The organism is Pseudomonas sp. AK106, assembly GCF_053903055.1.
In genome coordinates this window covers 219298-241191 of sequence record NZ_CP096426.1, presented here as the reverse complement: position 1 = coordinate 241191, position 21894 = coordinate 219298, and the positions used below count along the sequence as shown (strand labels likewise).

The window sequence follows — 21894 nt, the reverse complement described above, 5'->3', positions numbered from 1 at the left end:
GGGAACCGCTAGACAAGTTCCCTCAGCTGAAAAGTCAATAGGTGAAACAAAATTTACTCAAAACTCATGACAACACTACATTCACATCACTAACGAGGCGCCAGCTCTCTCAAATGGCGTGCCACTGCAATCCACGCACCGATATACCCCAACAACACCGCTCCAAGCAAGAGCGACACGCCGTCGGACACCGGCACGCCGGCAAGCGCAAAATCGCTGCCGTAGAGCCCAGCCAGTTTGACCACCGCATCGTTCAGCCAGTCTAGCCCAAAAGCCAGAACACCCCAGGAAAGCACCCCGGCGCCCAGCCCGTACAACGCCCCCATATAAAGGAAAGGCCGACGCACGTAGCTGTCTGTACCGCCTACTAACTTGATGACCTCGATTTCCGTACGACGGTTCTCGATGTGCAGACGAATGGTGTTGCCGATGACCAACAGCAGTGCCGCGACCAGCAAGACGGTCAGGCCGAAGACAAATCGGTCGCCCAGCTTCAGGATAGCGGCCAGCCGCTCAACCCAGACCAGGTCAAGCTGGGCCTGCTGCACCTTGGGCAACTCGGCCAGACGCGTACGTAATGCTTCCAGCGCGGCTTTGTCAACTTCCAGTGGCGTCACCAGCACAACGCCGGGCAGCGGGTTTTCAGGCAGTTCCTTCAACGCCTCGCCCAGACCGGACTGTTTCTGGAACTCGTTCAGTGCCTCATCGCGGCTGATGTACTCGGCATCAGCGACGCCGCCCATTTCCTTGATCTGACGGACAAGACCCTCGCCTTCACTCGGCGATGCGTCCAGTTGGAGGTACAGAGATATCTGCGCCGCACGCTGCCACGAACCGCCCAAGCGCTCGACATTGTTCAACAGCAATGACAGGCCCATCGGCAAGCTCAGCGCGATGGCCATGACCAGACAGGTAAAGAAGCTACCGATGGGCTGCTTGCCGAGACGGCGCAGGCTGTCCAGCAGGCTTGAACGGTGGGCCTCGATCCAGGCGTTGAACAACTCGCCGAAACTCGGGCCGTCATCGTCATCGCGTTTCTTTTTCTTTTGCGGCGCCGGGTCTGAGGCCTTGGGCGCTACACGTTCGGAAACCTTGGGACTGCGGGTGGCACTCATACGCCAGCCTCCCCGTCGCCGATCAATCGGCCGCGCTGCAACGTCAGCATGCGGTGGCGCATCCGCGCGATCAGTGCCAGGTCGTGGCTCGCAATCAGCACACTGGTGCCCAGTCGGTTGATGTCTTCGAACACGCCCATGATTTCGGCGGCGAGTCGCGGGTCGAGGTTACCGGTGGGTTCGTCCGCCAGCAGCAGCGCCGGGCGGTGAACAATGGCGCGAGCAATGCCGACGCGCTGTTGCTGACCGGTGGACAAATCGCCCGGGTACAGCTCGGCTTTGTCGGACAGCGCCACGCGCTCAAGGGCCGAATCGACGCGTTTGACCACTTCGGTCTTGGACAGGCCGAGGATCTGCAGCGGCAGCGCGACGTTATTGAACACCGTGCGATCAAACAGCAGCTGGTGGTTCTGGAACACGACACCGATCTGACGACGCAAAAACGGAATCTGCGCGGTGCTGATCTGACCCAGGTCCTGACCTGCCAGCAACAGCTTGCCGGTGGTCGGACGTTCCATCGCCAGCAGCAGGCGCAGCAAAGTGCTCTTGCCCGCGCCGGAATGGCCGGTCACAAACAGAAATTCGCCACGACGTACTCGAAAGCTCAGCTCATGCAAGCCGACGTGTCCGTTCGGATAGCGTTTACCAACCTGTTCGAAACGAATCATGGGCGCTCCCGCTCGGCGAATAGGGCTTGGACGAACGGTTCGGCTTCGAAGGTTCGCAGATCGTCGATGCCTTCACCGACACCAATGTAGCGAATCGGCAGGCCGAACTGCTTGGCCAAGGCGAAGATCACGCCGCCCTTGGCCGTCCCGTCGAGCTTGGTCAGCGCGAGGCCGGTCAGCTGGACAGTCTGATTAAACTGCTTGGCCTGATTGATCGCGTTCTGGCCTGTGCCGGCGTCTAGCACCAGCAGGACCTCATGGGGCGCGTCGGCGTCGAGCTTGCCGATCACGCGGCGAACCTTCTTCAACTCTTCCATCAGGTTGTCTTTGGTGTGCAGACGGCCCGCCGTGTCGGCGATCAGCACGTCGATACCGCGCGCCTTGGCGGCCTGCACAGCATCAAAAATCACCGAAGCCGAGTCAGCACCCGTGTGCTGGGCGATCACCGGAATCTTGTTGCGTTCGCCCCAGACCTGCAGTTGCTCAACGGCTGCAGCGCGGAAGGTGTCGCCCGCCGCCAGCATGACCTTCTTGCCTTCCATCTGAAGCTTCTTGGCGAGCTTGCCGATGGTGGTGGTTTTACCCGCGCCATTGACGCCGACGACCAGGATCACGAATGGCTTGTGCTGCGAAGTGATGACCAGCGGTGCTTCCACTGGTTTGAGCATTTCGGTCAGTTCGTTTTGCAGCGACTTGTACAGCGCGTCGCTGTCGGTGAGCTGCTTGCGCGCCACTTTCTGCGTCAGGTTGCGCACGATCGCCGACGTTGCTTCCACACCGACATCTGCGGTCAACAGCCGGGTCTCCAGCTCGTCGAGCATGTCGTCGTCGATGGCTTTTTTGCCGAGGAACAGGCTGGCCATGCCTTCGCCAAGGCTGGCGCTGGTTTTCGACAGGCCCTGCTTCAGACGCGCGAAAAAACCAGGCTGCTTGGGTGCGGGGGACCCTTCGAAAGGGACTGGCGGTACGTTGGTCTCAAGAACGGGCACGGCAGCCGCGGCTGGAACCAGCGGCGCCGTGGTCAACGGCGGCGTCAGCGCAGGAAGATCATTGCCGGAAACCGGATCAGGCAGCGCGACGGGGGTCGGCTCGATGGACGGAGCCACTTCAAACGAGCGGGTGTCGATGACCGCCGGCTGAGCGGGGGCTTGCGCCAATGGAGTCGCTGCGGATTCCACGTTGGACTCGGTGTGAACCGGAATCGACGGCGTAACGTGAGGCTCGCGCTCATCGGTGAAAGCCACTGGCTCTTCAGCAACAGGCAGGTGCAGCCAAGGATCTTCGACCGGGGCCGAAAGCGCTTCAGTCGTAGCTGTTTGTGGCAAGGGCTGCGGCGCGGTTTGCGGCGCGCGCTCGGCCGGGATGACCGGGGCGTTGGGCTGCTCAGCAACAGCCGGGGCCTGATCGGGCACGGACTCTGGCGCTGGTGCGGGGGTGTTCTGAGGCGGCTCGGGAGTGACTTCCTGCGGCTTTTTGCGCAGCCATCCGAACAGGCCTTTTTTCTCGCCAGCCGGGGCTGGGGTCTTCTTGTCGTCGTTGGAACCAAACATGGAGGACGGCTATCTCACGGTAACGACGCGCCAGAGCGGCGCCTCTGAAAAATTCTGTATGGGAAACAGACTGCTTTTATGTCAGCTTGTTCAGCGTTCGCCCTGCCACAGGGGGGGCGCAGTCCCATTGAGCGCACTGCTCGGCCATTTCTTACGAAGCGGGTTTACGACGCTGACATCTTAGTCATGGTCGTCAGGCAAACTCGCCGCTATCCTAACACCCCCGCGCCCGCTGACGCTAAGCAGGCCGTCTCCAAGGTTCAAATCACGAATGAATGCTCTAGCCCGCTGTGCCGCAGGCCTGCTGCTCAGCACAATCTGTTTGCCCTTCGCCGCATCGGCTGCCGACCCACAACCCACCACCGAATTCACGCTGGACAACGGCCTGAAGGTCGTCGTGCGTGAAGATCACCGCGCACCGGTCGTGGTTTCGCAGGTCTGGTACAAGGTTGGCTCCAGCTACGAGACGCCTGGCCAGACGGGCCTTTCCCATGCGCTGGAACACATGATGTTCAAGGGCAGCTCCAAGGCAGGTCCGGGCGAAGCGTCGCTGATCCTGCGCGACTTGGGCGCCGAAGAGAACGCCTTCACCAGCGACGACTACACCGCTTATTACCAGGTCCTGGCTCGTGATCGACTGGCGGTTGCCTTCGAACTGGAAGCCGACCGCATGGCCACCCTGCGCCTGCCGCCTGAAGAGTTCGCCCGGGAAATCGAAGTCATCAAGGAAGAGCGCCGCCTGCGCACCGATGACAAGCCGAACGCCAAGGCCTACGAGCGCTTCAAGGCCATCGCCTACCCCGCCAGCGGCTACCACACGCCGACCATTGGCTGGATGGCGGACCTTGAGCGCATGAAGGTCGAGGAGCTGCGCCACTGGTATGAATCCTGGTACGTCCCCAACAACGCCACGCTGGTGGTGGTGGGCGACGTGAAGCCCGATGAGGTTAAGGCCCTGGCTGAGCGCTTCTTCGGCCCGGTTCCGCGCCGCGATGTACCGCCCTCGAAAAAGCCGCTGGAGCTGGCCGAACCTGGTCTGCGCCAGATCACCGTGCATGTCGCCACGCAGATGCCGAGCCTGATGTATGGCTTCAACGTGCCGAGCCTGGCCACCGCCACCGATCCACAGTCGGTCAACGCACTGCGCCTGATTTCGGCCTTGCTCGACGGTGGCTACAGCGCGCGCATTCCGACCCGCCTGGAGCGCGGCGAAGAACTGGTGACCGGCGCTTCGTCCGACTACGACGCCTACACCCGCGGCGACAGCCTGTTCACCCTCAGCGCCACACCCAATCAACAGAAGAAGAAAACCCTCGCCGACGCTGAAGCCGGCATCTGGCGCCTGCTCGACGAGCTGAAAACCAAGCCGCCCGCCAAGGAAGAGCTGGAGCGGGTCCGGGCCCAGGTGATCGCCGGGTTGGTCTATGAGCGCGATTCCATTACCAGTCAGGCCAGCACCATTGGCGAACTGGAAACAGTGGGCCTGTCCTGGAAGCTCATCGATCAGGAACTGGCAGGGCTGCAAAGCGTGACGCCGGAAGACATCCAGAAAGCCGCCCGTACTTACTTCACCCGCGAGCGCCTCGCCGTTGCGCATGTTTTGCCTGAGGAGAAAGCCCAATGAGCCAGCGCTACGAATCCCGCTTTGCGCGAACGCGGGCCTGCTCATTCGCACTCGCCGTAACGCTTGGTCTGTTAGGTGCCCCATGGGCGATGGCAGAGACCGCCGCCGAAGCCCCGAAAGCCATCGACAAGGCCGCCAGTACGCTGGAGTCCCTGAAGGAACTGGACGGTAAAGCGCCGGCGCGCCGTTCGCTGAACATCCAGTCGTGGAATACCGCCGAAGGCGCTCGCGTGCTCTTTGTTGAAGCCCATGAGCTGCCAATGTTCGACATGCGCCTGCTGTTCGCAGCCGGTAGCAGTCAGGATGGCGCCACCCCCGGCATCGCGCTGGTCACCAACGCGATGCTCAACGAAGGCATCAAAGGCAAGAACGTCAGCGCCATCGCCGAAGGTTTCGAAGGGCTGGGCGCTGATTTCGGCAACGGCTCGTATCGCGACATGGCAATCGCTTCGCTGCGCAGCCTGAGCGCCGCGGACAAACGCGAGCCCGCGTTGAAACTGTTTGCCGACGTGGTGGGCAAACCGACATTCCCGGCGGACTCGCTGGCGCGAATCAAAAACCAGTTGCTGGCGGGCTTTGAATATCAGAAGCAGAACCCGGGCAAGCTGGCAGGCGACGAGCTGTTCAAGCGGTTGTACGGCGATCACCCCTACGCGCACCCGAGCATGGGCACGGCTAAAAGCATCGCGCCTCTGACGTTGGCTCAACTGAAGGCCTTTCATGCCAAGGCCTACGCCGCTGGCAACGCAGTGATCGCGTTGGTTGGCGACCTGACGCGCGCAGAAGCCGAAGCGGTAGCAACCCAAGTGTCCGCCGCGCTGCCGAAAGGCCCGGCGCTGGCACAAACCGTTGCCCCGACCGAGCCCAAGCCGAGTGAAACCCACATCGAGTTCCCGTCCAAGCAGACGCACCTGATGCTGGCTGAACTGGGCATTACCCGAGGCGACCCTGACTACGCGGCCCTGTCACTGGGCAACTCGATCCTCGGTGGCGGCGGCTTCGGCAGCCGCCTGATGACCGAAGTCCGGGAAAAACGCGGCCTGACCTACGGTGTGTCTTCAGGCTTCACGCCGATGCAGGCACAGGGTCCGTTCATGATCAGCCTGCAGACACGGGCCGAACTGAGCGAAAACACCCTGAAGCTGGTCAAGGACATTACCCGTGACTTCCTTGCCAACGGCCCGACCCAGAAAGAGCTCGACGATGCCAAGCGCGAACTGGCCGGCAGCTTTCCTCTGGCGACCGCCAGCAATGCGGCCATCGTTGGCCAACTGGGCGCGGTCGGCTTCTATAATCTGCCGCTGACCTACCTGGAAGATTTCATGACGCAGTCCCAGAGCGTGACGGTCGAACAGATCAAGACCGTGATGAACAAACATCTGGACGCTGACAAGCTGGTGATCGTGACCGCAGGTCCGACCGTCCCGCAGAAGCCGCTGCCACCCCCTACCGACAAACCCGCTGAGCAACCGCTCGGCGTTCCGGAGCACTGATGACCTCGACTTCCAAGCCGCCGCGTATCCACAAAGGGCACAAAATCCACACGGGCCTCGGCCAACTGCGGATCATCGGCGGCGAATGGCGCAGTCGGCGTCTGAGTTTCCCTGACGCCCCCGGTCTGCGCCCGACGCCGGATCGTGTGCGGGAAACCCTGTTCAACTGGCTGGCGCCGTACATCGAGGGCGCGCGCGTGCTCGATCCGTTCGCTGGCAGCGGCGCGCTGTACCTTGAAGCCCTGTCGCGCGGCGCCAGCATGGGCTTGGCGCTGGACACCAACTCGATGGCGATCTCCAGCCTGCGCGAACACCTCGGCACGCTGCGTTGCACCGTCGGCAAAACCGCGACGGGCGACGCACTCCGACATCTGGAAACCCAGCCGGCTGAACAGTTCGACGTGGTCTTCCTCGACCCGCCGTTCCACCAGGATTTGCTGATGCCTGCGTGCACGTTGCTGGAAGAGCGCAACTGGCTGGCGGACAGCGCGTGGATCTACACCGAAAGCGAGACCGCGCCGTCGACGCTGGACATGCCTGCCAACTGGCGCCTGCACCGTGAGAAGAAAGCCGGTCAGGTTCACTACGCGGTGTGGGAACGAAGTGCCGTCGCGAGCTGACCTTCCCGTGTTCGTCCCGGCCTTCGGCCTGGGCAACCCGCACTTGCAGACGCTGTGGGGACCGCTCTGGCGTCCGACCACGCACCTCGAGCGTCGGCGCGAGCGCATCTGGCTGGAAGACGGCGATTTCCTCGACATGGACTGGCACGGACCGCACGACGCAAACGTGCCGGTCGTGCTCGTGCTGCACGGTCTGACCGGCTCGTCCAACTCCCCCTATGTCGCCGGGCTGCAGCACGCCATGGAAAAACGCGGCTGGGCGAGCGTCGCCCTCAATTGGCGAGGTTGCTCGGGGGAGCCAAACCTGTTGCCCCGCAGCTATCACTCGGGGGCCAGTGAAGACCTTGCCGCCGTAATCGATCATCTGCGCAAGGCAAGACCGTTGGCGCCGCTTTACGCGGTCGGGTATTCCCTCGGCGGCAACATCTTGCTCAAGCACCTCGGCGAAACCGGGCTCGACAGCCACCTGCAAGGCGCTGCGGCGGTGTCGGTGCCGTTTAGGCTGGATGAATGCGCCGACCGGATCGGGCTGGGCTTCTCCAAAGTCTATCAACGCCATTTCATGCGCGAGATGGTCGGCTACATCAAGGACAAGCAGAGACGCTTTCAGCATGAAGGCCTCAGTGACGGACTGGCAGAACTGGCGGCACTGGGCTCGCTGAAAGACATGCGCACGTTCTGGGATTTCGACGGGCGCGTGACAGCGCCGCTCAATGGATTCGTCGACGCCCATGATTACTATCGCCGCGCCTCCAGTCGGTACTTCCTCGGCGCCATCCGTACGCCCACCCTGCTGATCCAGTCCCTGGACGACCCGTTCGTGTTCAAGCACAGCCTGCCTGAAGCCTCTGAGCTGTCGTCCAGCACCGCGTTCGACCTGCAGAAAAAAGGCGGGCATGTGGGTTTTGTCGGCGGCACGATCAGAAAGCCGACGTATTACCTGGAGCAGCGGATTCCGGCGTGGCTGGCGGACGTCCATGGCGCGCAGATAAACCGCTAACGTCTGCACGATCGTTCAAGACACTTATGCGCCGCCCGCTTACCATCCGGGGCATAAGGAGAAAAACCATGTCCCGTCACCCATTCTTCGTCCGCGGCCTCCGCGACAGCGTGCCCATGCTGGTCGGCATTGCACCGTTCGGCATTATCTTCGGCACCCTCGCCGGTGTGGGCGGGCTGACGTTATGGCAGGCCGTCGGCATGTCGATGTTCGTTTACGCAGGGTCGGCGCAATTCATCGTCATCAGCCTGATGGGCGCCGGGGCCGGCGCGGTGGTGATTCTGTTGACGACCTTCATCGTCAATCTGCGCCACGTGCTGTACAGCGCCACCTTGCAGCCACAGGTTCAGGGACTGCCACAGCGCTGGCGACTGTTGCTGGCGTTCTGGCTGACGGACGAAACCTTCGCGATCGTCCAACGCCACTACCTGGTCCACGGCCGGACGCCACTCGCACATTGGTACTGGCTGGGTGTCGCGAGTTCGCTGTATGCCTGCTGGGTCAGCAGCTCACTGGTGGGCGTGCTGTTTGGTCAGGCTTTTCCCGATATGGCCAGCTGGGGCCTGGAGTTCGCGATGCTGGCGACCTTCATAGGCATCGTCGTGCCCCTGCTGCGCAACCAGCCGCAGATTGCCGCCGCGTTGGTCGCCGGCGCAGTTGCCCTGCTGACATGGTCGTGGCCCTACAAGCTGGGGCTCATGGCCGCAGCCTTCAGTGGCATCACAGCGGGGGTGCTTCTGGAAAGACGGCAGCCAAAAAGGCAGGACGACATGCACCCGGACGAGGTGCGCCCATGACGTACTGGTGGCTGATTATGGGCATGGCTGCGATCACTTTTCTGATGCGCTACAGCCTGTTCGCCTGGCCGAACCTGCGTTTCTCGCCGCTGGTGCGCCAAGGCCTGCATTACGTACCCACCGCCGTGCTGACGGCCATCGTCGTGCCTGGCATGTTGCTGCCCGACGGCGCGCATTGGCAGCTGTCCCTGGACAACGCCTATTTGCTGGCCGGGATCGTGTCGATTGGCATTGCGGCCATGAGCCGCAATCTCCTGGCGACCATCGGCGGCGGGTTGCTGGTGTTCTTCTGGCTGCGCTGGGCGATGGGGCAGATGTGAGGCACACACGCCGCCACCTCAGCCCCCGGTCGCGACGCCCCGCTGCGGATCATTGATCCACTCGCTCCACGAGCCCGCGTACAGCGCCCCCAGTGGATACCCGGCGAGGGCCAGGGCAAACAGGTTGTGACAGGCCGTCACGCCGGAACCGCAATAAGCGACCAGCGCTTCTGCAGGGCGACCATGCAGCGCCTCGGCGAACCGCTGCTTCAGTTGCTCCGGTGGGAGAAACCGGCCATCCGACCCTAGGTTGTCGGTGAATGCCGCGCACTGCGCGCCCGGAATGTGCCCCGCGATAGGATCGATGGGCTCGACCTCACCCCGGAACCGCGCGGGTGCACGCGCATCGATCAAGGTCATGGCGGGATCGCCGATGCGGGCCTTTAGCTGCCCGGCCGTCAGCACCATCGCGTCCTCCGGCACGCCGTCGAACGAACCCTCGGGCTGATGCGGCGGATCAAGACTCAGCGGCAGACCCGCCCCATGCCAGGCCTTTAGCCCGCCATCGAGCACAAACACGCCGTCGCGCTTGCCCAGCCACGCCAGCAACCACCAGGCTCGGGCGGCATAAGCACCCGGGCCATCATCGTACAGCACGATGTCGCTCTGATCGTTCACACCCCAGAACCGCAAGCGCTCGATCAGCCGCTGGGGATCCGGCAGCGGGTGGCGACCGGTGACACCTTTGGTGATGGACCCACTGAGGTCATTGAGCAAATCAGCGTAAGAAGCCCCTTCGATATGGCCCTCTGCGTAGCTGCGCTGGCCGTAGTCCAGATCGTCCAGCGACGAACGACAATCCAGTATCACTAGCCCGGGCCGGGTCAGGCGTTCTGACAATTGTTGCGGGCTGATCAGTTGCGCGATGGACATGACAGGCTCCTGCAGGCAGTAAAAAATGGCGATATGACAATCAGTTCAGACAGCCAGGCTGATTCAGCCGGCGTCTTCCAGCGCCTTGGCCAATGGCACATAAAACTCTGCGCATAGCGCATTCACCGCTTCCCGCGCCTGGGGCGTCACGTAGGCCAGTTCCAGCATCAGCACCTGATAGACCCCGCGACGAATCGCGTCCTCATTCAGGTGCGCGGCGTTTTCCCGTGTGGTGCACAGAAAACGTACCCATGACGTGAGGATGATCCAGGCATTGAGCGTCAGTGATTCGATCTGCACCTTATCCATGCTCAGAATCTGCGCGTCGACAAAGCCGCTGTAAATGGACATCGCCTTGATCAGGCAGTGTTGGGAAAAGCGTCGGTAGCGCACCGCCAGCTCTGGATCGGTTTCAAGCAGATGCTCGAGGTCGCGGTGCAGAAAACGATAGCGCCACATGCCGTCGAGAATCGCCATCAAGTAATGGCGCTTGTCTTCAACACCCGGCAGGCGACCCTTGGGCGGGTGCAGAAAGCTGTCGACCAGCGTTTCGTATTCAGTGAACAACTCGGCGATGATCGCCTGCTTGTTGGGGAAGTGGTAGTACAGATTGCCAGGCGACATTTCCATGTGCGCAGCGATGTGATTGGTGCTGACGCTGCGCTCGCCCTGCTGATTGAACAGCTCCAGGCTGCTGTGCACGATGCGTTCACGGGTGTTGATGCGTACGGTTTTGATGCGCGGCGCCATGTTCAACTCGAACGTCGAAACGTAACAGGGATGTGCCGGATCTTAACGCAAGCGTTGGGCCCGTTGCAGACTTCATCGCTCCAGGGCAGTCGCCAGCCTGATCCGAACCACCGCTGCGACGCCGATACCCAGCCCGGCTGCCGCCAGCATGTTGATCAAGATGACGCCGCGCAGCCCGATCGGCGCTGTCAGTATCCCGACGAGCAGACCGGCCAGCGGTTGCGACAGGTTGTTCAGCAGTGTGATGACGCCCACGGTCTTGCCGAAGTCGCGCGCGGGGATGACCCGCTGACGGATGCTGCGCATGTACACGTTGAACATCTTGTCGAAGCCGACGATCAGCAGAAAGCCGACAAGGTAGACCTCGGATGACGCGCTCGTGGCGGTAATGAATGCCCCCAGCAGCAAGGCAATGTATGACATCGCACCGAGCAGTTTCAGCGGCAGGCTGACCCGTGCCAGGACAAACAGAATCCCTATGGTCAGCAAGGCGCCCGCCGCCTGCAGCCCAGCGTAGTAATCTTTGCTCTCACTGAATGAGCCGATGACCATCGCCGCCGAGCTGGCCAGCGTGACACCGACGATCAGGTTGACGCCGACCGCCAGCAAAATGATCTTCTTCAGCTCGGCCAATCGGAAGATGTGTCCGAAGGCGATTTTCAACGGCTGTGTCCAGCGGCCTGCGTCCTGATCGAACCGCTCCAGCGTGATATTGCTGTTGCGCTGCCAGACTCGCATGGCGAGATCGGCCGCGACAAAAACCAGCGCCACGCCGATGACAACACCCCACCACGGGCAGATTTCCAGCGCCAGCGCCGCCAGCAAAGGCCCGAGCACCAGGCCGGTCTGGTCGGCAATCTGTGAGTAGGACAGCGTCTTGCCGTAGCGGTAATCCGGGAAAATATGCGGCATCACCACTTCCCGGGCCATGATCCCCTGGGTGGTCAGGACGCCACAGACCGCCGACAGGATGATCAGCCAGTAGATCCCGCCAAACAGGCCATATAGCCCCATTGCGGCCAGGCAGATAACAGCCCGGTAGACCTGACTGATGTGCAGCAGCCGGATGGGCGAGTATTTGTCGCAAAGGGCGCCGCAAATCGGGAAAGCAAGGAAGCGTGGCAACGTCTCGACGAAGAACGCCAGCCCCGCCAGGGAAGCGCTGTTGGTGGTCTGGAAAACAATCAGCGGCACCAGAAACAGGAGCACCTGATCGGCAAGACGGGATAGAAAAAGGGAAAGAAAAAACGCCAGATAGTCCGTGCGCATTGAGACTCCGTGTCAGGTGGTGCGGGGCGGCAGTTCAGTTTTTGCCCGGACAGTCTGGCGTGCGTCTGCGAGCGAATGCAAGGGCCGTTGACTTCATAGAGCAATGACTCTAAAAGCACTGCATAACTTCAACAAGGACCGCCGCGATGCCCGTCGACTCTAATCTTCTGCCATATGCAGACGACGCTCCTTGCCCGCGCCGCCATCTGGAACAGGTATTCGACGAGCAACGACGCGCATTCGCCGCCAATCCGATGCCGGTCCTGCAAGAGCGCAAACAATGGCTCGATCGCTTGCACACGCTGCTCAGCAGCGAGCGCCAGGCGATCATTGATGCAATCAACGCTGATTTCAGCCACCGCAGCGCCGACGAAACGCTTCTCGCCGAGCTGATGCCCTGCCTGCACAACATCCGCCACGCCCAGCGTCATTTGAAGAAATGGATGCGGCCCTCCCGCCGAAGCGTCGGCATGGCGTTCCAGCCCGCCAGCGCCAAAGTCGTTTACCAGCCATTGGGCGTGATCGGCGTGGTGGTGCCTTGGAATTACCCGCTGTACCTGGCCATCGGGCCGCTGGTGGGCGCACTGGCGGCGGGTAACCGCGTGATGCTCAAGCTCAGCGAGTCCACGCCCGCCACCGGCGCGCTGCTGAAAAGCCTGCTGGCGCGGGTGTTTGCGGAAGATCACGTCGGCGTTGTGCTGGGCGAGGCGGAGGTTGGCGTGGCTTTTTCAAGGTTGCCGTTTGATCACTTATTGTTCACGGGCGCCACCAGCGTCGGGCGGCATGTCATGCGCGCGGCGGCGGACAACCTCACGCCGGTGACGCTGGAGCTGGGCGGAAAATCCCCCGCCATCGTGTCCCGCGACGTACCGCTCAAGGACGCCGCCGAGCGCATCGCTTTCGGCAAAACCCTCAACGCCGGACAAACCTGCGTGGCTCCCGACTACGTGCTGGTGCCCAAGGATCGCGTTGACGAATTCGTCGAATCCTACAAGGAGGCGGTCACACGGTTTTATCCGACATTGACGGATAACCCGGACTACACCGCGATCATCAATCAGCGGCATGTCGCACGCCTGAATTCGTATCTCGCCGACGCGCAAGCCAAAGGTGCTCGCGTGATTCAGCTATTCCCCGAGGGGCAGGACAGGAGGATGCCGTTCAGCCTGATTCTGGATGTGAGCGACGACATGCTGATCATGCAGGACGAGATCTTCGGCCCGCTGCTGCCGATCGTACCCTACGACCAGATCGAGCAGGCGTTCGCCTACATCAATCAGCGGCCCAGGCCACTGGCACTGTACTACTTCGGCTACGAACGGCATGAACAGAGCCGCGTGCTGGAGCAGACGCATTCGGGCGGCGTCTGCTTGAATGACACCCTGCTCCATGTCGCCCAGGACGACTTGCCTTTCGGCGGCATCGGCGCGTCAGGCATGGGCCATTACCACGGACACGAGGGGTTTTTGACGTTTAGTCATGCCAAAGGCGTGTTGATCAAACAGCGGTTCAACGCGGCGCGGCTGCTCTACCCGCCCTATGGAAAGGCGATCCAGACGCTGATTCAGCGACTGTTCGTGCGCTGATGCGCTTGCGAATTCTGACTGACCCAACACCCCCGTGCATTGAGCTGGCTGTGGAACATTGTGGGACTGGCTTTAGCGCGTCACACCGCAAATCTGAAGGTGCCCACACTGGCCTCTTCCCGGCTGAAGCCGGTCCCACTATTTGAACGCGATCGTCCTGTAGCACAGGCTTTAGCCGGGAAGACGTCTCGCGTCAGACCGCAAATCTGACGGTGCCCACACTGGCCTCTTCCCGGCTGAAGCCGGTCCCACTATTTGAACGCGATCGTCCTGTAGGACTGGCTTTAGCCGGGAAGGCGTCTCGCGTCACACCGCAAATCTGACGGTGCCCAGACTGCCCTCTTCCCGGCTGAAGCCGGTCCCACTATTTGAACGCGATCGTCCTGTAGGACTGGCTTTAGCCGGGAAGGCGTCTCGCGTCACACCGCAAATCTGACGGTGCCCAGACTGCCCTCTTCCCGGCTGAAGCCGGTCCCACTATTTGAACGCGATCGTCCTGTAGCTCAGGCTTTAGCCGGGAAGACGTCTCGCGTCACACCGCAAATCTGACGGTGGCCACACCGGCCTCTTCCCGGCTGAAGCCGGTTCCACTATTTGAACGCGATCGTCCTGTAGGACTGGCTTTAGCCGGGAAGGCGTCTCGCGTCACACCGCAAATCTGACGGTGCCCACACTGGCCTCTTCCCGGCTGAAGCCGGTCCCACTATTTGAACGCGATCGTCCTGTAGGACTGGCTTTAGCCGGGAAGGCGTCTCGCGCTGCACCGCAAAGCTTCCCACTACACTCCTCGGCAGCTTGGCCCGCTCAGCCTGCTGCGCTACCATCCAGTCCCCAACGAACTCCGACCAGGACGACGCGATGAACCGAGTGTTGTACCCCGGCACCTTCGACCCTATTACCAAGGGTCATGGCGATCTGGTCGAGCGCGCCTCGCGCCTGTTCGATCAAGTGGTCATCGCCGTCGCCGCCAGCCCCAAGAAAAACCCCCTGTTCCCACTGGAGCAACGTGTTGCGCTCGCCCGCGAAGCGACCAAGCACCTGCACAACGTGGAAGTCGTAGGATTCTCGACACTGCTGGCGCACTTCGCTCAGGAACAGAACGCCAACATCCTGCTGCGCGGCCTGCGTGCAGTGTCGGATTTCGAGTATGAATTTCAGCTCGCCAACATGAACAAGCAACTGGCCCCGGACATCGAGAGTCTTTTTCTTACGCCGTCGGAACGCTATTCGTTCATTTCATCTACGCTGGTCAGGGAAATCGCAGCGCTGGGCGGTGATATCACCAAATTCGTCCACCCCGCCGTGGCCCAGGCGCTGAGCGAACGTTTCAAAGCCTGAGGCCTTGCGTCGAGGTAAGGTGCATACCGAGCGCTAATGCGGCACAATTCGCCGCATTCGTTTTGATATGCCCCGGTGTCGACCGTGGCAGGAGTATCCATGTCCCTGATCATCACCGACGATTGCATCAACTGCGACGTCTGCGAACCCGAGTGCCCGAACGAAGCGATTTCCCAGGGTGAAGAGATCTACGTGATCAATCCCAACCTGTGCACCGAATGCGTCGGCCACTATGACGAGCCGCAGTGCCAGCAAGTCTGCCCCGTGGATTGCATCCCGCTGGATGAAAACCACGTGGAGAGCAAGGACGAGCTCATGGCCAAGTACAACCTGATCACCAGCAAGGCATAACCGAACGCATATCCTGTCGGCATACGTGCTTTCGCCGAAGACACTGGCTTATAACGCCCGTTGAATTGAGCGAGATACGCATGATCTCTATGCTGGAACGGATACCTGTTTTGTCAGGCGCAGTGTTTCTGCTGTGCGCTTTTTCGGCCCAGGCCAGCCCCGATCACCCCGATCAGGCTGCCATCGCCAGCCCGCATCCCATTGCCACCGCCGCCGGCCGGGAAATCCTGGTGGATGGCGGCAACGCATTCGATGCCGCCATTGCCATCAGTGCCACGCTCGCCGTCGTTGAACCTTACGGGTCGGGCCTCGGCGGCGGCGGGTTTTTCCTGCTGCGCCAATCCGGCGACCCCGTTCAGTATCAGTTTCTCGACGCGCGCGAAAAGGCGCCGCTCAAATCAAAACCCAAAATGTTCCACCGCAACGGGATCCTCCAGCCGGACCTGTCCCTTAACGGACCACTGGCGGCCGCGATCCCCGGGCTTCCCGCGGCATTGGTCGAGCTCGCCGAACGCTATGGCCGATTGCCGCTTTCGATCTCGCTGGCGCCCGCCATCCGGGTCGCCTACCGCGGCTTCAAGGTGGACAGCGTTTATCGCGAGCGCGCCAGCTGGCGGCTGTTCGCGTTGCGCAACAATAAAGAGAGCGCGCGCCTGTTCCTGCGCAACAACGACGTGCCGAATCTGGGTGACGTCATCACCCAGCCTGAGCTGGCGCAAACCCTGGGGCGCCTTGCCGATAACGGCCGCGCCGGGTTCTACAGTGGCTTGGTGGCACAGGCGATGGTCAGTGGGGTGCGTCGCGCCGGCGGTATCTGGAATTACCATGATTTCGAAGAATATGAAGTCATCACGCGAACGCCTCTGCGCTTTCAGATGGCCGATCAACGGGAACTGATCAGCGCACCGCCGCCCTCGGCAGGTGGCATTGCACTGGCGCAAAGCCTGTCGATGCTGCAACAGCTGCCGTGGCGGGGGTCGGAGAACATTCAGCGGGCGCATTTTGTGATTGAGGCGCTTCGCCGTGCGTATCGTGATCGCGTGCTGCTGGGCGACCCGGACTTCGTGCCCAACCCGGTGGCTCAACTCCTGTCCACCGACTACTTGCTGCAGCTGACCACCAGCATCGATCCCCACCGCGCCACGCCCAATAACACCCTGCCCCCCGCGCCGCGCTGGCGTGAGGGCGACAACACCAGCCATTTCGCCGTACTGGACAACGAAGGCAACGCCGTGACGGCGACACTGTCGCTAAACCTGCCCTTCGGCTCAGCGTTTACCGTGCCCGGCACCGGGATCATCCTCAACGATGAGATGGACGACTTTGCCATAGACCCCAAAGGTCAGGGCAACTCGGCCTCAGCCGGCGGACACGCCAATGCCATCGAGCCGGGCAAGCGACCGATCTCAAGCATGAGCCCGAGCTTCATCGAAGGCCCGCAATCACTCGCTGCCTTCGGTACCCCGGGCGGCAGCCGCATCCCCAGCATGGTGCTGCTGTCGATGCTGCAGTATCTGGACGAGCAGCCGATTGCCAACTGGGCATCAACGCCGCGCTACCACCACCAGTACACGCCGGATGTGGTGGAGTACGAGCCGGAGACATTCACGGAGCAGGAACTGGCGGACCTGCGCGAGCGCGGTTATGCGCTGAAGGAGACGGCGAAGGATTTCGGCAATCAGCAGGTGCTGTTATGGCACAAGAACAGTGCCCGGGTCGAAGCGGCCAGTGACCCGCGTGGCATTGGCGTATCAACGACTTTCAAACCCAGTGACGCGCTGAAGCTGATGCGCGCCTGCGCCGATCAGTCCTGCTTGCCATAACCGTCGCCGGTGCAACCCAGGCAGCGGACGAATGCCGCCTTGCCCGGATCCACCACCAGCGCCTTGCCGGTTCGGCCAATGCCGCCGCCGGCGGCGGTAAACGGCAGTGCAACCACGAACAACCCGGCGCCGATGATGGTGGCAGCAATGAGAATCGGCCGCGCGATCAGCAGGTCGCCGATCATCGCGTAGGCGGGAGGGCTTTCGATTTCGTAGACGGGGTCACCACTGCCGGTCGCGTCCTGAGCCAGCGCAGGCGTGAATTGCAAGCCGAAGAACACGGCCAGGGTGGCAGCAAGCATGCGAAACGGGCTCATGGCATGGTCCTTCAAGCTAAGGCAGATATGAAGCTGTTCACTATAAACAGGGCGCGGGCTTACGCAAGAGGCGGCGTGTCTCACTGACAAGACACGCCCTGTAGGAGGGATCGGATAAACCCTCGCGATCCGGGGCAGTCAGCGATCCAGGCCGACGGCTCTGCTGCTGTCTGGAACTACTTCTGGCACTTGGGGCAATAAACACTCGCCCGCTGACCCAGCTTCACTTCTCGCAGCGTGGTCCCGCACACCTTGCACGGTTCCTCGCCGCGTCCGTAGGCGAACAGTTCCTGCTGGAAGTAACCGGGCTGGCCGTCCCCGCCGATGAAATCACGCAGCGTGGTACCGCCCCGTTCGATGGCGGCGGCCAGGATGCGTTTGATTTCAATCGCCAGCTTTATATAGCGTGCCTTGGACACGCTCCCGGCGGCGCGGCGCGGATCAATGCCGGCGGCAAACAGGGCCTCGGTTGCATAGATGTTGCCGACACCCACGACGATCGCGTTGTCCATGATGAACGGCTTGACCGCCATTGCCCGGCCACGGGACAGCTCGAACAGACGCAGCCCGTCGAACACCTCGGTCAGCGGTTCCGGCCCAAGGCGCGCGAGCAATTCATGGTTAAGCGGGTCGAGGCTCCAGAGCATGGCGCCGAAACGCCGAGGGTCGGTGTAGCGCAAGGCCAGGCCGGACTCGAGTTCGATGTCGACGTGCTCGTGCTTGAGGGGCGGCAGACCGGCGTCCACCAGGCGCAGATTACCCGACATGCCGAGGTGGCTGATCAACGTGCCGACCTCCGCCTGGATCAGCAAATACTTGGCACGACGCTCGACAGCCACGATTTTCTGACCTGACAGGCGCACGTCAAGGTCTTCGGGGATCGGCCAGCGCAGGCGACGATCACGCACAATCACGCGGCTCACGCGCTGGCCCACCAGATGCGGCGCAATGCCCCGGCGGGTGGTTTCGACTTCAGGTAATTCAGGCATGCGGCAGCTCGATGAAGGGCAAGGTCAGGCGCAGGGTCAGTGCGCGCTCAGCTCGCGAATACTTTCCTTGAGGTTTTCGAAGTCGTAGTCGGACAAGCCAACGTAATCGAGCACCAGAGGACCAATGCTGTTCCACTCGTGGTCGACGGGCTCGTTGCCCAATACGCGGTGGGATTCGCAGACATGCTCGGCCATCTTCAGCACGGCCAGCATGTTTTTCAGTGGCGCGTTGCGACCCGAGTCGTCCTTGAAAATCGCCAGCGCATTATGGTGATTGGCGATCGCATTGCTGACATGTTCAGGCAAACGCCAGGACTTGGCGGTGAAATAACCGACAACGGCGTGGTTGGTGTTCAGCAGCCGGTTCTCGGTGTCGACCACCCGGCACTCGGCGGTGGTGTTGGAATACGCCTCTTCGAGCACGCTCATGTAGTCGGGGAAACGCTTGATCATCAGCGGCACACCGCAGTCATGAAACAGGCCCAGTGCGTAGGATTCGTCGACCGTTTGCGAGCCGATGCGCTTGGCGATCGTCAGACTGGTCATTGCGACGTCCTGGGCGGTGTCCCAGAAACGGTTGAGCACGACGATGGTTTCGTCGCTCATCTCGCCCTTGATCGACTGTGCGTTGATCAGGTTGATGACCGAGCGGCTGCCGAGCAGGTTCACCGCCCGTTGGATCGAGGCGATTTTGTTGGTCAGTCCGTAATGGCTGGAATTGACGATTTTCAGCAGCGCGCCGGAGAGCCCCGGATCCTGGGCGATCAACCGGGCGATGGCACCCAAGTCAGGGTCAGGCATGTACTGCTCCATCTGCAAATCCACCATGATTTGCGGCTGGGGCGGAACGCTGATGCCTTGTAACGCCTGCTGGATCTGCTCGGACGTAAGCTCTTGGGACATAACTTCACACTCGGGGTCAGGCCACGATTCTAACCCCTCGCGGCCACGGGTCGACAACTGGATGACGATCCAACGGATCCGACGGACAGCCAGACGGTAATCGACCACGGCGCGCCCGTCAGAGGGTTCACGCGCTATACTCCCGCTCTTTTTTCCGGAGCGACGTCATGTCCCTGCCTAGCTTGCGCCTCAAGCCCAACGCCGATCGCCGTTTGCGCAACGGTCATTTGTGGGTCTACAGCAACGAAATCGACGTCGCTGCCACCCCGCTCAACGGCTTTGCTCCGGGCGCTCAAGCCATTCTGGAAGCTGCGGGCGGCAAGCCGCTGGGCATCGTCGCGATGAGCCCGCAAAACCTGATTTGCGCACGTTTGCTGTCCCGCGACATCAAGCTGCCACTGGACAAGTCGCTGCTGGTTCATCGCCTGAATGTCTGCCTGTCGCTGCGCGAGCGTCTGTTCGACAAGCCGTTTTATCGTCTGGTCTACGGCGACTCCGACCTGTTGCCAGGTTTGGTGGTGGATCGCTTCGGCGACATTCTGGTGGTGCAGCTGGCGTCAGCGGCCATGGAGCAGCTCAAGGACGACGTGCTCGCCGCGCTGATTCAAGTGATCAAGCCGAGCGGCATTCTGCTCAAGAACGACTCCGCCGCACGCGACGCCGAAGGGCTGAACCGCTACGTTGAAACCGCGTTCGGCCTGGTGCCGGAGTGGGTCGCGCTGGAAGAGAACGGCGTGAAGTTCGAAGCGCCGGTGATGGAAGGCCAGAAGACGGGCTGGTTCTACGACCACCGCATGAACCGCGCGCGCCTGGCACCGTACGCCAAGGGCAAGCGTGTACTGGACCTGTTCAGTTACATCGGCGGCTGGGGCATCCAGGCCGGTGCTTTCGGCGCCAGCGAAGTCTTCTGCGTCGACGCGTCAGCCTTCGCGCTGGACGGTGTCGAGCGTAACGCCGCACTGAACGGCTTCGCGGAAAAGGTCACCTGCATCGAAGGCGACGTGTTTGAGGCGCTGAAGGAACTGAAAGCGGCTGAAGAGCGTTTTGACGTGATCATTGCCGACCCGCCCGCGTTCATCAAACGCAAGAAAGACATGAAGAACGGCGAAGGCGCCTACCGCCGCCTGAACGAGCAAGCCATGCGCCTGCTCAGCAAGGACGGCATTCTGGTCAGCGCTTCCTGCTCAATGCACCTGCCGGAGGACGACCTGCAAAACATCCTCCTGACCAGTGCCCGCCATCTGGACCGCAACATCCAGCTGCTCGAGCGCGGAGGCCAGGGCCCGGACCACCCGGTCCACCCTGCAATCCCCGAAACGCGTTACATCAAAAGCATCACCTGCCGGTTGTTGCCGAACAGCTGATGGCTGATAGCGTGACGTAACGAGCCGCCCACTCCTACAGGCCATCTGCAGAACCTGTAGGAGCGTGGCTTGTCCCGCGATCTGCCGGGAACCGGCAGCAAATCAGACGACAGGGACATGTCTGAGTGAATGCGATTGCAGGATTACTGTCGCTTCGCAACAGATCGCGAGCAAGCTCACTCCTACAGGCGATGCACAGTACCTGTAGGAGTGAGCTTGCTCGCGATTCTGCTTCAAAACCAACTCGCGTCCCACAGCGAATAATCTCCGACCCGTTTGACCAATCCAGCCCTCAACGGATTGGCGACAATGTATCTGGCCATCATCAAAAGATCGTCCTCCCGTCGTAATGCTCTGTCGTGAAAACCCCTCTGCCAGACTTGCCGGTGCGTTCCTCGCGACTGATTGATTGCGCGAGCGCTTCGCGATTTCACTCCCTGTAAAATCCGAGTGAGTTCACCTCCCGTCAGTTCAAGCAGCCAGTGGATGTGGTCGGGCATGATGACCCACGCTAACGAATCCGCCGCCCCCGAGGACTGAACAGCGCGAAACTCGTTTACGACCAAACGCCCCAGCTTCCAGTCGTTGAAAACCTGCTCCCGGTTATGGGTGACCGACGTGACGAGGTAAATCCGTCCCGACTCCGAAAATCTCCCGCTCCTTAGATATCTTCCACGCGGTAATTCCGGCATTAGTCGCTCCCGTTGGTGATTACCAGGAAGGCTAGAACAGTGCCTGAGGGGTAGACGCCAAACAGAGATTCCGGATGTGTCTGCAAGATCCTTATCGCGAGCAAGCTCACTCCTACAGTGGTTCCGCGCCGAACTTTGCATTCGTGCCGGGACCATTGATCGCTCGAATCAGGGGGCATCTTTGTAGGAGTGAGCTTGCTCGCGATTGAGGTCGGATCCCCCACCGACCCGTTTGGCAATCAGACCGATGAGTCCGCAGCCCCACTTCCCACCATTCCCTCCCGCCCCCACAGGTGTAGAATCAGCGCTATTCATCGCCAGTCATCCCCGGCGGGTTTATGAGCTCAGGCTGGGCGTACGGTGATCCCGTATCGTTCGGTTTCTTCGCTGCATCCGGTCACTGCCTTTTGCACACGACGTCACTAGAAGCTCACTCCCTTCCTCATTCAGCC

At 61.5% G+C, this 21894-nt stretch carries 21 protein-coding genes; 11 read left to right on the top strand and 10 right to left on the bottom strand.

Annotation, left to right across the window (positions count from 1 at the left end; genetic code table 11):
• Nucleotides 1–89: 89 nt before the first annotated feature.
• From ftsX to ftsY, 3 genes are read right to left on the bottom strand one after another with little or no spacing between them, the layout of a single operon-like run.
• Nucleotides 90–1115, bottom strand: coding sequence for a permease-like cell division protein FtsX (ftsX, locus tag M1E04_RS01085; protein WP_065991118.1), 1026 nt, complete (start codon nucleotides 1113–1115; stop codon nucleotides 90–92).
• On the bottom strand, nucleotides 1112–1783 hold the full coding sequence (ftsE, locus tag M1E04_RS01080) for a cell division ATP-binding protein FtsE (protein WP_037018829.1): 672 nt from the start codon (nucleotides 1781–1783) through the stop codon (nucleotides 1112–1114). Before ftsE ends, ftsX begins: the two co-directional genes overlap by 4 nt.
• Nucleotides 1780–3333, bottom strand: a complete 1554-nt coding sequence (ftsY, locus tag M1E04_RS01075; RefSeq protein WP_456292244.1) for a signal recognition particle-docking protein FtsY — start codon at nucleotides 3331–3333, stop codon at nucleotides 1780–1782. Before ftsY ends, ftsE begins: the two co-directional genes overlap by 4 nt.
• Nucleotides 3334–3604: 271 nt before the next feature.
• Between ftsY and M1E04_RS01070 the strand changes: the two genes are divergently transcribed.
• From M1E04_RS01070 to M1E04_RS01045, 6 genes are all read left to right on the top strand, one after another.
• Complete coding sequence (locus tag M1E04_RS01070) at nucleotides 3605–4957, top strand: M16 family metallopeptidase (RefSeq protein WP_192135540.1); 1353 nt, start codon at nucleotides 3605–3607, stop codon at nucleotides 4955–4957.
• Nucleotides 4954–6450: a M16 family metallopeptidase gene (locus M1E04_RS01065; protein ID WP_065991112.1), complete on the top strand. Its 1497-nt coding sequence runs from the start codon at nucleotides 4954–4956 to the stop codon at nucleotides 6448–6450. Before M1E04_RS01070 ends, M1E04_RS01065 begins: the two co-directional genes overlap by 4 nt.
• A complete protein-coding gene (rsmD, locus tag M1E04_RS01060) occupies nucleotides 6450–7070 on the top strand; it encodes a 16S rRNA (guanine(966)-N(2))-methyltransferase RsmD (RefSeq protein ID WP_456292243.1) in 621 nt (206 codons plus the stop codon). Before M1E04_RS01065 ends, rsmD begins: the two co-directional genes overlap by 1 nt.
• Entirely contained in the window at nucleotides 7054–8070 is a 1017-nt protein-coding gene (locus M1E04_RS01055) for a hydrolase (protein WP_065991108.1), read from the top strand. Before rsmD ends, M1E04_RS01055 begins: the two co-directional genes overlap by 17 nt.
• Nucleotides 8071–8138: 68 nt before the next feature.
• Nucleotides 8139–8867, top strand: a complete 729-nt coding sequence (locus M1E04_RS01050; RefSeq protein ID WP_192135542.1) for an AzlC family ABC transporter permease — start codon at nucleotides 8139–8141, stop codon at nucleotides 8865–8867.
• Nucleotides 8864–9187, top strand: coding sequence for an AzlD domain-containing protein (locus M1E04_RS01045; RefSeq protein WP_192135543.1), 324 nt, complete (start codon nucleotides 8864–8866; stop codon nucleotides 9185–9187). Before M1E04_RS01050 ends, M1E04_RS01045 begins: the two co-directional genes overlap by 4 nt.
• Nucleotides 9188–9205: 18 nt before the next feature.
• On the opposite strand, the gene M1E04_RS01040 is transcribed toward M1E04_RS01045, so the two are convergent.
• The 3 genes from M1E04_RS01040 to M1E04_RS01030 all read right to left on the bottom strand — a co-directional run bounded on the left by M1E04_RS01040 (nucleotide 9206) and on the right by M1E04_RS01030 (nucleotide 12079).
• A complete protein-coding gene (locus tag M1E04_RS01040; RefSeq protein WP_192135545.1) occupies nucleotides 9206–10060 on the bottom strand; it encodes a sulfurtransferase in 855 nt (284 codons plus the stop codon).
• A 63-nt stretch (nucleotides 10061–10123) separates the two neighbouring features.
• Nucleotides 10124–10810 (bottom strand): TetR/AcrR family transcriptional regulator, encoded by a 687-nt coding sequence (locus M1E04_RS01035; RefSeq protein WP_065991100.1) that lies wholly within the window; start codon nucleotides 10808–10810, stop codon nucleotides 10124–10126.
• Nucleotides 10811–10882: 72 nt separating this feature from the next.
• Nucleotides 10883–12079 carry an MFS transporter gene (locus M1E04_RS01030; protein WP_456292242.1) on the bottom strand — a complete coding sequence of 399 codons (1197 nt, stop codon included), beginning with the start codon at nucleotides 12077–12079 and terminating at the stop codon, nucleotides 10883–10885.
• 146 nt (nucleotides 12080–12225) lie between these two features.
• Here M1E04_RS01030 and M1E04_RS01025 point away from each other — a divergent pair, with 146 nt between their 5' ends.
• From M1E04_RS01025 to ggt, 4 genes are all read left to right on the top strand, one after another.
• A complete protein-coding gene (locus M1E04_RS01025) occupies nucleotides 12226–13665 on the top strand; it encodes a coniferyl aldehyde dehydrogenase (RefSeq protein ID WP_456292241.1) in 1440 nt (479 codons plus the stop codon).
• Nucleotides 13666–14523: 858 nt separating this feature from the next.
• Nucleotides 14524–15003 (top strand): pantetheine-phosphate adenylyltransferase, encoded by a 480-nt coding sequence (gene coaD, locus M1E04_RS01020; protein ID WP_065991094.1) that lies wholly within the window; start codon nucleotides 14524–14526, stop codon nucleotides 15001–15003.
• 99 nt (nucleotides 15004–15102) lie between these two features.
• Nucleotides 15103–15354 carry a YfhL family 4Fe-4S dicluster ferredoxin gene (locus M1E04_RS01015; RefSeq protein ID WP_065991092.1) on the top strand — a complete coding sequence of 84 codons (252 nt, stop codon included), beginning with the start codon at nucleotides 15103–15105 and terminating at the stop codon, nucleotides 15352–15354.
• A gap of 80 nt (nucleotides 15355–15434) precedes the next feature.
• Entirely contained in the window at nucleotides 15435–17177 is a 1743-nt protein-coding gene (gene ggt, locus M1E04_RS01010) for a gamma-glutamyltransferase (protein WP_446731153.1), read from the top strand.
• Here ggt and M1E04_RS01005 read toward each other — a convergent pair.
• From M1E04_RS01005 to M1E04_RS00995, 3 genes are all read right to left on the bottom strand, one after another.
• Nucleotides 17159–17494, bottom strand: coding sequence for a multidrug transporter (locus M1E04_RS01005; RefSeq protein ID WP_065991088.1), 336 nt, complete (start codon nucleotides 17492–17494; stop codon nucleotides 17159–17161). The genes ggt and M1E04_RS01005 overlap by 19 nt on opposite strands.
• Nucleotides 17495–17670: 176 nt before the next feature.
• Nucleotides 17671–18483, bottom strand: a complete 813-nt coding sequence (gene mutM / locus M1E04_RS01000; protein WP_296310354.1) for a bifunctional DNA-formamidopyrimidine glycosylase/DNA-(apurinic or apyrimidinic site) lyase — start codon at nucleotides 18481–18483, stop codon at nucleotides 17671–17673.
• 36 nt (nucleotides 18484–18519) lie between these two features.
• The gene (locus M1E04_RS00995) at nucleotides 18520–19386 is read right to left on the bottom strand and encodes an HDOD domain-containing protein (RefSeq protein ID WP_074890184.1); all 867 of its coding nucleotides are present in this window, start codon (nucleotides 19384–19386) and stop codon (nucleotides 18520–18522) included.
• A 167-nt stretch (nucleotides 19387–19553) separates the two neighbouring features.
• Between M1E04_RS00995 and M1E04_RS00990 the strand changes: the two genes are divergently transcribed.
• The gene (locus M1E04_RS00990; RefSeq protein ID WP_410935306.1) at nucleotides 19554–20750 is read left to right on the top strand and encodes a class I SAM-dependent rRNA methyltransferase; all 1197 of its coding nucleotides are present in this window, start codon (nucleotides 19554–19556) and stop codon (nucleotides 20748–20750) included.
• Nucleotides 20751–20983: 233 nt separating this feature from the next.
• Here M1E04_RS00990 and M1E04_RS00985 read toward each other — a convergent pair whose 3' ends face one another.
• Nucleotides 20984–21442 (bottom strand): REP-associated tyrosine transposase, encoded by a 459-nt coding sequence (locus tag M1E04_RS00985; RefSeq protein WP_456292240.1) that lies wholly within the window; start codon nucleotides 21440–21442, stop codon nucleotides 20984–20986.
• Nucleotides 21443–21894 lie beyond the last annotated feature (452 nt).